Origin of the sequence: Bradyrhizobium sp. HKCCYLRH3059 (assembly GCF_051168035.1) — a bacterium.
Lineage (GTDB): Bacteria > Pseudomonadota > Alphaproteobacteria > Rhizobiales > Xanthobacteraceae > Bradyrhizobium.
Window position 1 is genome coordinate 198,468 of the sequence record NZ_JBNPUF010000001.1, and the last position, 15,042, is coordinate 213,509.

At 64.8% G+C, this 15,042-nt stretch carries 13 protein-coding genes; 6 read left to right on the forward strand and 7 right to left on the reverse strand.

What is annotated here, in order from left to right; translation table 11 throughout:
* Window positions 1–102: 102 nt before the first annotated feature.
* Window positions 103–1,653 (reverse strand): flagellin, encoded by a 1,551-nt coding sequence (locus tag ACQR13_RS00915; protein ID WP_315715995.1) that lies wholly within the window; start codon window positions 1,651–1,653, stop codon window positions 103–105.
* Between the two features lie 294 nt (window positions 1,654–1,947).
* Window positions 1,948–2,697 carry a histidine kinase dimerization/phospho-acceptor domain-containing protein gene (locus ACQR13_RS00920; RefSeq protein WP_409977909.1) on the reverse strand — a complete coding sequence of 250 codons (750 nt, stop codon included), beginning with the start codon at window positions 2,695–2,697 and terminating at the stop codon, window positions 1,948–1,950.
* Between the two features lie 670 nt (window positions 2,698–3,367).
* Between ACQR13_RS00920 and ACQR13_RS00925 the strand changes: the two genes are divergently transcribed.
* The 5 genes from ACQR13_RS00925 to ACQR13_RS00945 all read left to right on the forward strand — a co-directional run bounded on the left by ACQR13_RS00925 (window position 3,368) and on the right by ACQR13_RS00945 (window position 8,304).
* The gene (locus tag ACQR13_RS00925) at window positions 3,368–4,090 is read left to right on the forward strand and encodes a Crp/Fnr family transcriptional regulator (protein ID WP_315715994.1); all 723 of its coding nucleotides are present in this window, start codon (window positions 3,368–3,370) and stop codon (window positions 4,088–4,090) included.
* Between the two features lie 237 nt (window positions 4,091–4,327).
* Window positions 4,328–4,717, forward strand: a complete 390-nt coding sequence (locus tag ACQR13_RS00930) for a response regulator (protein WP_008968243.1) — start codon at window positions 4,328–4,330, stop codon at window positions 4,715–4,717.
* A 223-nt stretch (window positions 4,718–4,940) separates the two neighbouring features.
* Window positions 4,941–5,255: a response regulator gene (locus ACQR13_RS00935; RefSeq protein ID WP_315716189.1), complete on the forward strand. Its 315-nt coding sequence runs from the start codon at window positions 4,941–4,943 to the stop codon at window positions 5,253–5,255.
* A 6-nt stretch (window positions 5,256–5,261) separates the two neighbouring features.
* The gene (locus ACQR13_RS00940) at window positions 5,262–7,811 is read left to right on the forward strand and encodes an ATP-binding protein (protein WP_434862509.1); all 2,550 of its coding nucleotides are present in this window, start codon (window positions 5,262–5,264) and stop codon (window positions 7,809–7,811) included.
* A 247-nt stretch (window positions 7,812–8,058) separates the two neighbouring features.
* Entirely contained in the window at window positions 8,059–8,304 is a 246-nt protein-coding gene (locus ACQR13_RS00945; protein ID WP_006614403.1) for a hypothetical protein, read from the forward strand.
* A 123-nt stretch (window positions 8,305–8,427) separates the two neighbouring features.
* Here the strand turns inward: ACQR13_RS00945 and ACQR13_RS00950 are convergent, their stop codons facing one another.
* Entirely contained in the window at window positions 8,428–9,033 is a 606-nt protein-coding gene (locus tag ACQR13_RS00950; RefSeq protein WP_315825808.1) for a helix-turn-helix transcriptional regulator, read from the reverse strand.
* Between the two features lie 315 nt (window positions 9,034–9,348).
* On the opposite strand from ACQR13_RS00950, the gene ACQR13_RS00955 reads away from it, so the two are divergent.
* Window positions 9,349–10,500, forward strand: coding sequence for a hypothetical protein (locus ACQR13_RS00955; RefSeq protein WP_315750707.1), 1,152 nt, complete (start codon window positions 9,349–9,351; stop codon window positions 10,498–10,500).
* Between the two features lie 32 nt (window positions 10,501–10,532).
* On the opposite strand, the gene ipdC is transcribed toward ACQR13_RS00955, so the two are convergent.
* From ipdC to ACQR13_RS00975, 4 genes are all read right to left on the reverse strand, one after another.
* A complete protein-coding gene (ipdC, locus tag ACQR13_RS00960) occupies window positions 10,533–12,170 on the reverse strand; it encodes an indolepyruvate/phenylpyruvate decarboxylase (protein WP_315715990.1) in 1,638 nt (545 codons plus the stop codon).
* Between the two features lie 156 nt (window positions 12,171–12,326).
* Complete coding sequence (locus ACQR13_RS00965) at window positions 12,327–12,518, reverse strand: hypothetical protein (RefSeq protein ID WP_315715989.1); 192 nt, start codon at window positions 12,516–12,518, stop codon at window positions 12,327–12,329.
* Between the two features lie 141 nt (window positions 12,519–12,659).
* The gene (locus ACQR13_RS00970; RefSeq protein WP_316167734.1) at window positions 12,660–13,571 is read right to left on the reverse strand and encodes an acyl-CoA acyltransferase; all 912 of its coding nucleotides are present in this window, start codon (window positions 13,569–13,571) and stop codon (window positions 12,660–12,662) included.
* Window positions 13,572–13,766: 195 nt separating this feature from the next.
* Window positions 13,767–15,026, reverse strand: coding sequence for a hypothetical protein (locus tag ACQR13_RS00975; RefSeq protein WP_315825832.1), 1,260 nt, complete (start codon window positions 15,024–15,026; stop codon window positions 13,767–13,769).
* Window positions 15,027–15,042 lie beyond the last annotated feature (16 nt).

Sequence of the window (15,042 nt, forward strand, 5' to 3'; positions counted from 1 at the left end):
CGCTCGCCAAGCTACGCCGCAGCAATGTCGGACCTTTCCTCCGATAAAAAGGCGGCGGGGTTTCCCCCGCCGCCCTGGTCGTCGAGATGCGATGCTTGCGGATCAGCGCAGCAGCTGCAGCACGCTCGCCTGCGACTGGTTGGCGAGCGACAGCGCGGACACCGCGATCGACTGGCGGGTCGACAGCGCCTGGCTGTTGGCCGCTTCCTCGTTGGTGTCGGCCAGCGTCAGGTTCGACGAGCCGGTCTGCAGCACGTTGATCAGGTTCTTGTTGAAGTCCTGACGAACCTGCACCACCGACAGGTTCGAACCCAGCGTCGAGGCCTCGTTGCGCAGCGTGGAGCTGGCGGTGGTGAGCACGCCGATGACCTTGTTCGCCGAGTTGTTGTCGAGGAAGTCGGTGCCCGAGGTCAGGGTCGTCAGCCCGAGCCCCGCGGAGTTGAAGGTCACGCCGGTGATCGACAGCGTCGACTTGCCGTTTTCGTTGAAGGTCAGCTTCAGCGTATCGCCGTTCAGCAGGTTGACACCGTTGAACGACGCATCGCTCGCGGTCGTATTGATCTGCGCCAGCACGTTGTTGTACTGCGAGACCAGGCTCGCGCGCTGCGTCTGCGCGGTCACATCCGCCACCGGAGCCGCCGCCGTCAGACCGTTGAAGGCCTGGCTGGATGCAGCCGACGTACCGCCGATCGCGCCGATCGTGGCGGACGCCGCGTCGTTGGTCGTGCTGAGGGTGATCTTGCCGGTCGACGAATCGATCGAGGCCTGCAGGTTGTTGGCTGCGAGCTTCGCGTTGAGATCGTTCAGCGACTTGACCTGTCCTGTCCCTAGACCGAACGTGATGCTGGTCGCCGTGCCACCTCCTGTGGCGCCGACCGTCAAGGTCTGACCTGACAAGCCATCGCCGACAGCAGTCAGCCCGAGCTTGCCCAAGGTGCCGGTGCTGCCCGAGAGCGTCAATCCCGCCGCCGGCGGCGTCAAGGTGATCGCCCCCGCGGTGATCGACGCGGTGACGCCGGTCTGGGTCTGGATCGCCGACAGCAGGTTGCTGACGCTGTCGCCGATGCCGATGTTGGTGCCCGTCGAGGACGTGCCGGTGATGAAGGTGAAGGTGGTGCCGTTGACGACCAGCGTCTCACCGGAGGTGATGCCGGAGGCGAGGTTGTTCGACGCGGTGCCTGCCGTGCCCGACAGCTTGGTCGAGCCGGTGATCGCCACCGCGCTCGAGGTATTGTCGTTGTTCACGACCGAGCCGGTCACAGCCGTCGAGCTGGAGCCGAGCAGGTCGGTGGCGGTCGCGCCGGTCAGAGCCGCCGAGGTCACGCTCGACTTGGTGGAGTAGCCCACCGCGCTCTGCAGAACCTGGTTGGCGATCGACTTGGCGCTGTCGACGAGCTTCTGCAGCGAGGTGATGCCGGTGTTGGCGGCCTGCAGCACCTGCACGCCGTTGCCGATGCCGTCGAGCAGATTGGAGATGTCGGAAGCGCGGTTGTCGAGACCCTGGGCGGTGAAGAAGTTGGTCGGATTGTCGAGCGCCGAGTTGACCTTCTTGCCCGTGGAGAGGTTGTTCTGCGTGGTGGCGAGGAGCTGAGCCGTCGACTGGAGCGAGAGCAGGTTCTGGCGAACCGACGCAGAGAGTACGATACCTGACATTGTCATTCCCTTCTGGATGAACATGAGTAGACATCGCCGCACCGTTCTGTCGGCGATGGCGCAGACTGGTCCGCGGAATCCTACCCGTTCGTTAAATTGACTTCGGAACGGCCGCGCGCAGCCTCCGCCGCCGCCGTTAATCCTAATTGGCCGCTAATCAGTTTGATCAAATGCGTGCAGGCCGCCGCGATTCACGGTAAAATGGCGCACGGATCCACGTCTGACGGGCGCGCGCCGATACGCGGTGCGACCGTTAAGGCAGTGCTAACTATGAGCTTGCGGAAGAGCGGCCGGTTACGCGGGGGTGCGGTCCGCGTGCGGGAGGACGATCTCGACGCTGGCGGTCCGGCCGTGCGGCTCCTGGAGCTCCAGACGTCCGTTCGAGCGCCTGACGAAATCCTCGACCAGCCGGATCTCCGAGAACACGGGATCGGCTGGACCGGCCTCCGCCGCACTCACCGACGCCGTCAACACGATCTGCACGTCGGAGGAGATGCCGCCGGCGCGCGAGGCGTCCGCACTCATGCGCCTGGCCTGGATGTCGATGCGGCCACCGTGCTCCAGTCGATGTCGGGCCCCGATCGCAAGACACAGCAATGCCGCCATCAACTGGCCCGGATCAGCGAAGACGGCCGGCACGTCCGCGCCCACCGACGTCGTCACCTCGACCTCGGTGCCCAATGTCGGACGAAGCAGGCGAGCGACGTCGACCAGGAGCTCGTTCAACTCCACCGCACATGGCTGCGGCGGCCGGCCCCTTGCGAACGACAGAAGCTGCGACGTCAATCGAGCGCCCCGGGTCGCGGCCTCGTCGATCAGACGCGCGACGGCCGCCAGTTCGGGCTTGTCCTCGACCGCTTCGGCGAGAATGTCGATGGTCCCCGTGATCACGGTGAGAATGTTGTTGAAGTCGTGCAGCAGGCCACCGGCAACCTGACCCACGATGGCCATCCCTGGGTGGATGTCCGGCGTCGCTGCAGCCGGAATGTCTGCGCCCGGGCTCGGTAGCGACTGATTGGACCGCTGGTAGGTGGAAGAGGCCATGAATCCTGCAATACCTGTTGGGGGGGAGGACGGCGGGGCTATCGGGACGCAAACGCACGGACGCCGCTGCGATGTTCAGCTTCGTCTTGATGCTCAGCCTTGGCGCTCAGTCTCACCGCTGACCATCGATCGCGCTCCGGCTGGATGCAGCATCAGTTGGACTCCTGCTCCTGCCAGGACGACAACCTCGTCACCGCCAGCCGCAGGACACCGGCCGATGCCTCCACTGGCGACGAGAGTTGCATCCGACAGAAAAAGATCCGTCAACGAATCAGCGCGCTTATTAGCGATTTTGGCCTCAAGATGTCCGCTGTCAATTGCGGCGCTTGCTACGTGGCGTCCGTGTCCGGCGGAGCTGCGGCGGCCGGAGCAACGAGACGTTCGCCGCAAGCGTGCTGCGCTGCTTTCAGGAGCCGAGGCGGAGGCCGGATGCGTGCCGACTGTATACAACCGCGCGCGATCAGATCAGCACATCGCACACACGTTGATGGCCCAAATCCGCAACGCGCATTCGCGCCTGTCTGCACGACAACGCACACAGCAGGAACGAATGGTCTTTACTGGGAATATTACCCGTGATTCTTCTTGTCAGCGGATGGGACGCAGTTCTATGGAACCATGAGGGCATTGAGATCTGCGAGGCTCCGTTACTGCAATGCAGGAGATGGCTTTGGACCCCAGCTTGCGTTCTCCGAACGGTTTCCTGTCGTCGTTGACCGACGATGATTTCGAGCTGATCCGACCCTATCTGCGGACCGTGGATCTGGTGCAAGACTCCATTCTCGCCGAGGTCGGCGAAAAGCTTTCGCGCATCTACTTTCCTCATCGCGGCGTGATCTCGCTGGTCGTGAACCTCGCGCGCGGAGAGCGCGTTCAGGTGGCGATGATCGGTCGCGATAGCTTCTTCGGAAGCATGTCCCTGCTCGCGGGCGGCGATCCGGTGGTGCTGAACAGCGCGGTGGTCCTCGTTCCCGGTGCTGCATCGGTCGTCGACATCGATAGGGTACGGGCAGCCGCCGAACAGAGCCCCTCGTTTCGCGCGCTGATGTTGCGCCACGCACTCGCCATCTACGTGCAGAGTCAGCAGACCGCCGGTTGCAACGCCGCCCACACCGTCGAGTCGCGTCTCGCCCGTTGCCTGCTGCAGACGCATGACCTTTCAGGCGGCAACAAGCTCTACATCACCCAGGAGTCCCTGGCGCAGATGATCGGCGCCCGACGCAACAGCGTTTCGCTGGTGGCGAGCACGCTGCAGCAGGCGGACTTCATCCACTATAGCCGCGGCCATATCGAGATCATCGATCTGGAGGGGCTGAAGAAGACGGCGTGTGAGTGCTACGGCGCCGTGAAGGCCCACTACGAGAACCTGGTCCGGCCGCGCAGCCTGCCGTAAGCAGGCGTCGTTCCAGCCGTCGCGCGCCGGCGCCTCGCCGACCGCCCTTGCCTCCGTACAACTACGGCCCATTGCATGATCCCCATCACCGATGCGGACGGAATTAACGCGCTGTTCAACGGGCGCTGATAATTGTCGACGTGCTGACGAGCGCGAGTTCCAAGAAGCGTCGAATAATCTTCGTGCTGATATATCTCGCCCGTGTTCGGCTTTTGACCAGACGCGCGGAGTAATGACATGGCCTTTGATCTGTCGATGCCGATCCTGGTGGTCGATGACTACGCCACTATGATCCGGATCATCCGCAACCTGCTGAAGCAGCTCGGATTCGAGAATGTCGACGACGCCAGCGACGGATCGGCCGCGCTCTCCAAGATGCAGGCGAAGAAGTATGGCCTCGTGATCTCCGACTGGAACATGGAGCCGATGACCGGCTACGACCTGCTGCGCGAGGTGCGCGCCAGCCCGGAACTGTCGAAGACGCCGTTCATCATGATCACGGCCGAGTCGAAGACCGAGAACGTCATCGCCGCCAAGAAGGCCGGCGTGAGCAACTACATCGTCAAGCCGTTCAATGCTGCGACGCTCAAGACCAAGATGGAAGCCGTGTTCGGCCCGGCCGAATAGCCGAACTCCCCGGGAATGCCCTGCGCGGCGGCCGGACCGGTGTTCGGCCGCTTTCTCTTTGGCGGACGAACACCGCGCGGTTGACGACGGCAGGACGCATACATCGCCGCACGCTCCCCGTAGTCGTACGGAAACCAAAATTTACGAGGGGGTCAGAGCCGGCCGGTAGACATGATCCTGCTTGCCGATGACCGTGTCAGGGCGGCAACGGGACAGGGAATTCATGCGCAACGAACTCCTCGTGATCGAAGATGCCGCCGTGCATGTTTCAATCTTGCGAAAGATTGCAGCACAGGCCGGCTTCAACGCGACGGACGTGAGCTCGGTCGACGCAGCCTCGATCGTCCTGCAGAAGAGGAGCTTGGACTGCATCATGCCGGACCTCTCGCTGGGCAACCGCTCCGGCACCGAGGTTCTCGAGCTCAATATAGGTTCCCCCTTCTCGAAGCCGATCGACCTGATGCGGCCCCGGCAAACTCTGAAGCAGATCGCGCAGCAGACCGATCGCCGGCGGCTGGTCAGAGCGGCGGGCTGGTAGCAGGCGATGAGCAAAAAGAAGCGCTTTCTGGGAGCGCCTGCAGCGATCGCGCTGATCCTCGTCTGCGTCATTGCCGGCAGCAACCTCTTCTTCCTCACCAATCTGCGCGAGAACGCGCTTCAGCACGCCGAGGAAGATCTCAGCCGCCATAGCCTCACGCTTGCCGAGAACGCCGACCGTTCGGTGAAGTCCGTCGACCTCGTGCTCACGAGCGTGCGCGACTACCTGGTGCGCGGCGGCGCCATCGACGCTGCGGCGTATCGCAAGGTCGCGTCAGACCATCAGACCCACCTCCTGCTCAAGGAAAAGATCGCGGGACTGCCGCAGATCGATGCGGTGACGCTGATCGACGCGCAAGGCAGGCTCCTGAACTTCTCGCGCTACTGGCCGATCCCGGACGTCAACATCGCCGACCGCGACTACTTCAAGGCGCTGAAGGCCGACCCTGCACCGCACACGTTCCTCAGCACGCCGGTTCAGAATCGCGGCGACGGCACCTGGAACATCTATTTTGCCCGCCGGCTCGACGATTCCAATGGCGAGTTCATGGGCATGATGCTCGGCGCCATGTCGGTGCCCTATCTGGAGAACTTCTTCGGCTCCACCGCGCAGGGTCTCGATGCCGCGGTGTCGCTGATCCGCGAGGACGGGACGCTGCTCGCGCATTTTCCGCCCACGAGCGAGATCGGCAGGCGGACCTCCGGCTTCGGTCAGCGCGCGCTGTCGGCCGGCGGCGTGCTGCGCGAGCCCTCCGCACGAACCGGCGAGATGCGCCTGCGGGCGGCAAAGATGCTGCCCAATTATCCCGCGATGATCGTGGTGTCGGTATTCGAGCACGACGTCCTGAAGGCCTGGCGCGACATGGCGACGCTTCTGGTCATCGTGTCGCTGGTGAGCGCGATGGCCGTGCTCGCGGCCGCGGTCCTGATCTCCCGCTGGTGGGAACGCCACGAGCACCTGATCGAGGCCGCCGAGGCCGCGAATGCGGCGAAGTCCACCTTCGTCGCGATGATGAGCCACGAGATCCGCACGCCGATGAACGCGGTGCTCGGCCTCGCCACGACGCTGCTGGAAACCAATCTCGATCCCGAGCAGCGCCGTTCGGTGGTGGCGATCCACAATGCCGGCGACAACCTGCTCGAGATCCTCAACGACATTCTCGACTTCTCCAAGCTCGAATCCGGCCAGCTCTCGCTCGAGGACATCGCGTTCTCCGCCGAGGCCCTGGTCCACAACACGCTCAGCATCATCGGGCCGCGGGCTTCCGCCAAGGACCTGAAGCTGAGGAGCGTCGGCGACCCATCCGTGCCGCCGGCGCTGGTCGGCGACGCCGGCCGCATTCGCCAGATCCTGCTCAACCTGGTGTCCAACGCGGTCAAGTTCACCTCGTCCGGCGAAGTGGTCGTCACGACGCGCTGCATCGAGAAGGATGACGAGAAGGCGACCGTGGAATGGACGGTGACCGACACCGGCATCGGCATTGCCGCCGACAAGATCGGCTCGCTGTTCGCGAACTTCGTCCAGGCCGACAATTCGATCAGCCGCCGGTTCGGGGGCTCCGGACTCGGACTCGCGATCTGCAAGCGACTGATCGAGCAGATGGGGGGTGACATCAGGGTCACCTCGACGCTGGGCAGCGGATCCACCTTCTCGTTCCGCCTGACGCTGCCGATTGCCGAGACCATCGCGGTGCCAGAGCAGAACGACGACGGCATCTACACCTCGCTGCAGAACCGGATCGCAGCGTTCGGCCGGCCGCTGCGCGTCCTCGTGGTGGACGACAATCCGACCAACCGTCTGGTCGCGACCAAGATGCTCAAGGATTTCGACATCCAGACCGACACGGCCTGCGACGGCGCCGAGGCCGTCACCGCCGCCAGCCGCTTCAACTACGACCTCATCCTGATGGACGTCCGCATGCCGGAGATGGACGGCTTCCAGGCGACCCGGACCATTCGCGCGCGAGGCGAGCGCCGCTCCAACGTGCCGATCATCGCCTTCACGGCGAACGCCTTCATGGAGGATATCCGAGCCTGCCGGGAAGCCGGGATGAACGATTTCGTCGTCAAGCCCGCCCGCAAGAAGGCGCTCGTGGAGGCCATCCTGCGCGTGCTGCCCCTGCCCGTTCCGGTGCTGGACACCGCGGCGTCAGACGCCCCGCTGGTGCCGGCTCAGGCGGATGCCGCGGCCCCCGACATTGGCGCCGACACCGAAATTGCTCCCGAAGCTGCGCTGGACCGCGAAGCCTACGCCGAGCTGGTCGGCGAGATCGGAGACGAGGCGGCGCAGGAGATCCGCGACGTGTTCTTCAGCGAGACGGATGCGCGGCTGAAGCAGCTCCGCCAGCTGACGCTCGACGGCGAGCGCATCAAGATCGGCCGCGAGGCGCATTCGCTGAAGAGCGCAGCCGGAACCTTCGGGTACCGCCGGCTTGCAACCTACGCGCTGGCGCTGGAGAAGAGCGCACCACGCCTGTCCGCCAAGGAGTATGCCGAGCTGCTCGACAACATCGAGGCCGCCTACGCCGCCGCCCGCGCCCAGGAGCTGCAATATTGAAGCGGGGAGGCCGCAGGCCTCCCTGGCGCATGCCGATCCGCGCGACGTCCCCGCACGGTGCACCGCGGCGACGAGGACGGGCTCCGACGATCGAGATGGCAAACGAGACGTTCACGAACGCGGATTCGCCGAACCTGACCTTCATAATCCCTTACAATGGGTTGACGCCGTACTTCTACGGCTCACGATTTTCACAATCAACTAATCATGAGCTGCGAGACTCGGGGTCACATAGGAGATGTGTCCCATGTTTACTTTTGAAACCGCCGACCAGAAGGAAGTCAGGCGTTTCCGAATTGCGCAGTTCAACGGCCGGACCGCGACCGTGAAATCCGGCGGATCGACGATCACCGGCCACGTCCGTTCAGTCATGGAAAAGGAAGCGAGCGTACCGCCGCGCTGGACCATTACGATCGTGCCGACGCCGCCCAAGGCGCAAGCGCCGCTGCGCCCGACCTCCCGGGTTCGTCCCTTCGCCGAGGATTATTTCTGACAGCACGGACATCCGCGTCCGCAATCAGCGCGTTCGACCGAGCCGGTCGGACGCCGATTGTCGTTGTCTGCATCGCAGGGCCCACCTCGAAGGCACGAGCGCGGCATTCGCGCTCGTTCGCCGTCATCCGATCTGATTGAGGAGTGCTGCGCGGACGAGTTCGGCGGTATTGCGCGCGCCAACCTTGCGCATGGCTTCGGCGCGATGGCTCTCGAAGGTGCGGGGGCTGATGCCCATGCGCAAGGCGCCCTCCTTGTTCGAGTGCCCCTCACTGATCAGCTTGAGGACCTCGTATTCGCGCGGGGTCAGCGACTTGCTGGCCCGGCCGGGTGGCCGCCCGGGCACCGCGCCCTCCTCGAGAGCCGGCGCCGCCCGTGACAGCGGTCCGAACTGCCCGTGCGCGCCGGACATCTGGTTGACCAGGGCGCAGATCCGCTCGGTCTGCAGCAACGCGTTGTCGACGACGAGCTGGACATGCCGGCGCTCGCCGGGCGTCCTGGCAATCTCGTCACTGCGCTGCTTGATTTCCTCCATGTAGAGCATCAGGGCGGTGAGCGAACCGTTCAGCTGACGCGCCAAAGCGAGCCTGCCCTGGTCGTCGTGACGTCCCATCGCGAGCGGCGCAGACATGCCGGAACGGGTCGCCAGGAGATCCGGGTCGTTAACCCCTTGGCCGCCCGGAGCAGGTGCGGCGTGAGCGTCGGAAAGGCTGTTGTTCAGCTGTGCCATGCCTCATTCTGACGCGAGGGCGACTTTAACATGGTTAATTATGTCGTCCGTAGCAATACGGGATTGTTCCGGCAACTCGCACAACCGTCGATCATTTCCCCAAAAAGTTGCAAGCTGCAATGGTTAAGCCGGGGCGTGATGCCACCCTTCAAGGAGACGTCCGCGGCGCGTGCGGCGGCGGCTGTCCACGATGCCGCGCATTACTACGATTGTTTACTGACATTAATTTCGCACCAACTGTTTCGTGCTTCCATGCGTTCCGTGCCCGTCCGTGGAGACGAGCGACCTTGAGATATAGCTGACAGCCTGACGCCAATGGGACCGGTCGACCGGATCTGGGAATTCCTGCAGCGGTTGTCACCGCTGACACGAAGCTGTCTGCTCAGCGAGCTCGAACGGCTGGAGCTGAGCGGCGTCGACATGCCGGGATCCGCCGACCTCCAGGCCCGGCTGCGCGCCGAGATCCGCAACAACAATGGCGCCGGCGGCCACCGCACCATCAATCCTTCGCGCTACTTCTTCATGCCGGTCGAGCAGCTTCTCATCGACGGTTCGCCGGAGCATGCCAATGAGGGCCGCATTGCCCGCGGCTCCCTCACGCCGATCTGGGAATGGATCTCGCGCGATCTGCTGCCGACCATGGCGCGCGACTATAATGCACAGATGAAGGACCTGATCGCGGCGGACAAGCAGCGCGAGATCCGCCAGACGGCGAGCGCGTTCCAGACCAAGGTGACGAAGTCGCTGGAAGGCACGTTGGCGCGCGCCGAGGGCATCGAGCAGGTCCGCAGCAAGCTGAAGGCCTATACGGCCTCGCCGTCGGTGTTCGACGATGTCGTCAAGCTGATGAAGGCGCTGCGCGCCCGCGAGGAACTCGCGAAGTTCGCCGATTCGCTGCCGGACCGGATCGCGGAGTTCGACGATCCGCAGGTGAAGAAGATGGTGCTGCTGCTCGATGCCCTGCGCAAGAGGCAGCCGGAAGCCGTGCCCTTTGCGTTGACGCTCGTCGCCAAGCGTCTGAAGGAGCCGTGGCAGGTGATGCGGCTGGCGACGAAGGCGGCGCGCTCGAAGAACATTGCCGACGTCATCGCGGCACCCTACGCGATGACCGTGCCGATGGTGCTCGACCAGTTGGAGGACAAGCGGCTCGCGCTCCGGATCGCGTTGAAGAACAACCGCGTCGTGACCGCCAAGGAAATCCTGACCAGCATCTATGACATCGAATATGCGATCCAGGTCCGCATCGATCGCATCGAGGACTCGGACTGGGGTACGCGCCTGAGCACCATCATGGCCAATACCGACAGAATGGTGCAGGCCGAGGTCAAGCGCTTCCCCGAAGAGGTCGGACACGTGCTCGGCTCGAACAGGCTGCGCAGCCATCGCTCGTTCGGCGGCCGCCTCACCTATTTCGCCTGGAAGGGCCGCGACGCGATCAAGACGGTGCTGCGGTCTGCAACCGGTTGACGGCGGCGCGTCGAGACGGCCTTCCGGCCATCCTATCCCTGGGCCATGCGTTCGCGCGCCGACTTGAAGCCCGCCACGAAGCGCGCCAGCGTGTCCGAGGTCTTGCCGCGCGGCAGCATCACTTCGATCAGCGAGAAGCGTCCGCGCCGATGCACTGCGCGCTCCAGCGCGGCGACGAGCTCGCTGCGGGTGGCGACGCGCTCGCCGGTGCCGCCGATGGAATTGGCGATGTCGGCATAGTGCCAGTCGTCGAGATCGTTGAACCGCGATTCCGGCTGGAACACACGCAGCATCTCCCAGCTGCAATTGTTGAACAGCACGACGATCGGATCGAGCCCGTAGCGGCGGCAGTTGCCGAGCTCCCATCCGGTCATCTGGAACGCGCCGTCGCCGACCAGGATCAGCGGACGAAGTCCGGTCGCGGCCACGCCGATGCCCGCCGGCACGCCGAAGCCCATCCCCGCGTAGTAGCCCGGCGCGGCCAGCGCGGTATTGTCGATCTCCATCGCGGTGAACAGGCAATCGCCGATATCGGAGGTCATCGGCATCCGGCCGTGGCGGTCGAACATGTCGTTGACCGCGGTCGCGATGTCCGAAGGCGCAATCGGCGCGCCATCGGCAGCGAGGCCGCGCGGATAGGCCGAGCGCTGCCGCGGCAGGCCGGGAGCTGCGGCCCGGGGTGCCGCGCGCTCGTCGAGCGCATCGATCAGATCGCCGAGCGGCATGTCGCGATAGGCGTGATGACCGATCTGCACCTCACGGCTGGCGGCCAGGATCATGCGGCGCGGGTCTGGCGCCCGGTTCGACAACGCGAAATTGGTATCCGACAGGATGACGCCCAGCATCAGCACGAGATCGGCATTCTCGACCAGCTCCGTGATCGCCGGATTGCCCGCGGCGCCGAGATAGGTGCCGGCGACGACATCGTCGGCCCTGTCGAGCAGGCCGCGGCCCATGAAGGTCGTCACCAGCGGGAGACCCAGCTTGCGCGCCAGCGCGGCGATCCTGTCCTCGACACCGTAGCGGCGGATTTCGACGTCGACGACGATCACGGGACGCTCTGCCTGCGCGATGCGGGCGAGGATCTCCTCGACGCATTCGTCGAGCGCCTCGCGGCTGGCCCGCCGCGGCGGCAGCGGCACCACCGGCTCGACCTCGGCATCGACCATGTCGCGCGGAAATTCGAGATACACCGGCAGCGACATCTCCTTCGCGCTGCGCAGCACGCGCGCAATCTGGGCCGGGGCGGTGGCCGGATCGCTCAGCACCGCCTGATCGCAGGTGATCTCCTTGAACACCGCGAGCTGCGTGTCGACGGTGCGGGCCTGGTGGTGCAGCAGAAAGCCGGAGACGCGCTCACGCGCGCCGGGCGCGCCCGCGATCACCACGACGGGCGAGCGTTCGGCATAGGCGCCGGCGACCGCGTTCACGACGTTGAAGGCGCCGGCGCCGTAGGTGACGACGGCGACGCCGAGGCCGCCATGATAGCGCGCGGCCGCATCCGCGGCGAAGCCGACCGCCGGCTCATGGCTCAGCGTGACGCTCGGCAGGATGTTGCTCTCCTCGATGACCTTGAACAGCGGCAGCACGAAGTCGCCGGGAATGCCGAAGATCTCGCGGGCGCCATGGTCCTTCAGGGCGGCGAGCAGCGCATGGGCAAGAGCAGGCATCCGGATCCCCTGAGCGTGGCGTAAGGTTCAGCCGGTGCTACACGATGAGGGGCGGACTGCCAACCGGCGGCCGTTCGATCTGCGAGCCGCGCCGTCTGGATCGCCCCGTCCAAACATCATGCTCGAGCGGCAAGGCCGGAGCTCACCCGCGCCACATCAGTTTGCCGTCAGCACCAGGGCGTGGGCGGATGGTGCGCCGCCATGCGGGACGGCCAGCGTAACCGTGAACAGGATGGCGACGACCATGATCATGCAGAGCTTCATCATGACCGTCCTGCGATCGGTGATCGGCAGGAACAGGAAGAACAGCAGCATCGCCGCCAGCGCGAGTTCGAAAACGTAAGACATGGATGACCTCCTCCGTTGCCAGGAGGATGGCGCATGCCGGAAGCCCAGACTGTGCGTGCCGTCACACCGGTCCCATAGACCACGCGAGCGAGTATCCCGGCCGCCGCAGCGGGACCATGCAACCCAATCGATTGCCACCTCTCAGCCGTCGAACAGCGCGGCTTCGGTAAAGGCGAGATCGCCGAGATGCGGCGGATGCGGACCTTTGGCATATTTGCGTCCGCGCTTGTCCGAGTACCAGCCGGCCAGCCCTGCGATGGGCCCATTGGCATCGAGCCGCACCAGCAGGCCGCCGCGCCGCAGCAGCAGCCAGCCGATGTTGCCGGCCAGCCGCACGAGGTCAGCGACATCCCGGCAATACAGCAGGCGATACACCGGCAGCGCATTCATCACCCGGTGCTTCTGAAACACGAACGGATACGCCGCATCGGCCTCGCGCGCGACGAGACTGAGACACCCCCATTGCGCATGCTGCCGCAACAGATCCGCCTCATCGGGAGAGAGCCCGTGCACATCGTCCTCGGAGAATTCTTCGATACGGACATCCGAGCGCGGTCGCGACAGGGCCAGCGCGGCGTAGACCTGTCCCTTGCAGTAGACCGAAAAGCCCTGAGCCTCGACCTGTGGCCAAGTGTGCGGGGCCGGCGTGATGTTGAAATAGGTCACCGTCTTGTCGCGCGTCGCCGCGCGCACCAGCATCGAGCTGAAGGCACGGAACGCCGGCTCGACATACCAGCTCGAGACATTGGCCCTGACGATCGGCTCACCGCCGATGTGGAGCTCGGAGAACAGCAGCAGGATCACGCCGACAGGCACCCCGGCTTGGTCGAGACAATAGCCGAATGCCGGATAGCCGGCCGGCCGCGGGCGCGCCGCGTGGCGTTCGAGTCCGCGCAACCAATAGGCCTCGCTGCGAAAGGCGAATCCGCGCGTCAGCAGTGCGGCGACCGCCGGCAGATCCGCCGCGCCGATCTCTCGGATGCGAACGCCGGTCACGGCCTGCGCGGGAGCCGGCCTGTCATTTGCAATCTCAGCCTTTTTGATTGGCTGCATTCCAGCATCACCCGAGAGAGATCCGGCGCGCCACCCATGGCGCGGCGGGATCGTCATGACGGCAATTATCGTAAAAAGCTTTGGCGGCAGTGAACCACGTCGTGCTGGCCTTACTTTTCAGTTAATGGAACATGCGAGCCACACCCGACAGGCTTCGATCAGCGCCGACATGATCTTCGCGATCCGAGCCGCCGCTCACGGCCGCGGCACGCGAAACATGTAGGTTTCATCGGCATTGAGGCCGTCGACGAAGAAACGTCCGGGCTTTGCCTCGATCCGGCGCCGCAGCCCATCCCAGCCCCAGACCTCGAGGCTGCGCGTCCCTGCGGGCAGCTCGAGCTCGACCGCGCGGCCCGGCCGCTCGGTCCAGCCGGCAATGTTCTGCCACACGATCAAATCGGCATCCGATCCGCGCAGCGTGTACAGCGCCAGCCGCCGGTCGATGGACACAATCCTCATGTGACCGGCGAGCTGCAGCACCGTCTTCACCACGAGGCTGCGCGCCTCCGGGGTCCAGGGATCCTTGCCCGTCGCCATCGCATAGGCCAGGCCGTCGACATCGGGTGTGTCGCCGAGATTCCAAGGAAACGCCAGCATGGACACCGGCATGCTGCCATCCTTGCCAACCACCGCAAGCTGGTCCCAGATCGCATTGAGAAACAATCTGGCCGCGTCCGTATCGCTGTCCCACGCGCCGGCGCGAGCGACGTTGAACTCGGTTGCGTAGAAGTTGATGTCGCGGCTCAGCCCCATCGCCTGCTTGATACGGTCGAAGCAGGTCTGCACCGAGAACTCGCGGCCGCGGGTCATCGGATACCATTTATCATTGTAGTAGGTATGCAGGTCGATGCCGTCGAGACGGCCGTCCTCGAGCAGATCGGCGATCGCCGGACCGTAGCCGCGCAACGTCGCATCGCCATGCGAGTTGCAGGTGGCAAAGCCGCCGGGAACGACCCGCAGCTTGGGGTCGACGCTGTGAACACCGTCGGCAAGCCCGGCCAGCGCGTCGTGATAGTCCTGGCGCGGGATCGTGGCCTGCACATCGGGCTCGTTGATGGCGGTGAAGACGGTAGCACCCCAATCGGGAATACCGTTTTCGCGGCCCCATTCGCCGCCGGGGCGGAAACGTCTCGCCATCGCCTGCCCAGCCGCGAACCAGTCCTGATAGGACCCGATCGGCTGCGGCGGAGTCAGGCTCTGATAGCTGCCTTCATACTCCAGCAGGATCAGCGGCATGATACCGTTCTTGTGCGCCTCCAGCATCGCGGCATCGAAATCGTGCGGCGTCGGTACCCGCGCCAACGTCCGCCAGCCGTAGGAATCCATTCGGCCCATCCTGGCACCGACACCGTGCAGTGCCTGATAGATCTGCGCGCTCTTGCCGGCCAGATGCGTGACCAAATTGCCGCCGCCGATGCGCTCGTCGATCCGCAGCGCCGAGGCGTTCGTTTCGATGGCGTGGACAGCGCTC

Coding starts and splice junctions, on each gene's coding strand:
- ACQR13_RS00915 (WP_315715995.1), bottom strand. CDS start 1,653: ATGTCAGGTATCGTACTCTCTGCGTCGGTTCGCCAGAACCTGCTCTCG.
- ACQR13_RS00920 (WP_409977909.1), bottom strand. CDS start 2,697: ATGGCCTCTTCCACCTACCAGCGGTCCAATCAGTCGCTACCGAGCCCG.
- ACQR13_RS00930 (WP_008968243.1), top strand. CDS start 4,328: ATGGCCTTTGATCTGTCGATGCCGATCCTGGTGGTCGATGACTACGCC.
- ACQR13_RS00935 (WP_315716189.1), top strand. CDS start 4,941: ATGCGCAACGAACTCCTCGTGATCGAAGATGCCGCCGTGCATGTTTCA.
- ACQR13_RS00940 (WP_434862509.1), top strand. CDS start 5,262: ATGAGCAAAAAGAAGCGCTTTCTGGGAGCGCCTGCAGCGATCGCGCTG.
- ACQR13_RS00945 (WP_006614403.1), top strand. CDS start 8,059: ATGTTTACTTTTGAAACCGCCGACCAGAAGGAAGTCAGGCGTTTCCGA.
- ACQR13_RS00950 (WP_315825808.1), bottom strand. CDS start 9,033: ATGGCACAGCTGAACAACAGCCTTTCCGACGCTCACGCCGCACCTGCT.
- ACQR13_RS00955 (WP_315750707.1), top strand. CDS start 9,349: ATGGGACCGGTCGACCGGATCTGGGAATTCCTGCAGCGGTTGTCACCG.
- ipdC (WP_315715990.1), bottom strand. CDS start 12,170: ATGCCTGCTCTTGCCCATGCGCTGCTCGCCGCCCTGAAGGACCATGGC.
- ACQR13_RS00965 (WP_315715989.1), bottom strand. CDS start 12,518: ATGTCTTACGTTTTCGAACTCGCGCTGGCGGCGATGCTGCTGTTCTTC.
- ACQR13_RS00970 (WP_316167734.1), bottom strand. CDS start 13,571: ATGCAGCCAATCAAAAAGGCTGAGATTGCAAATGACAGGCCGGCTCCC.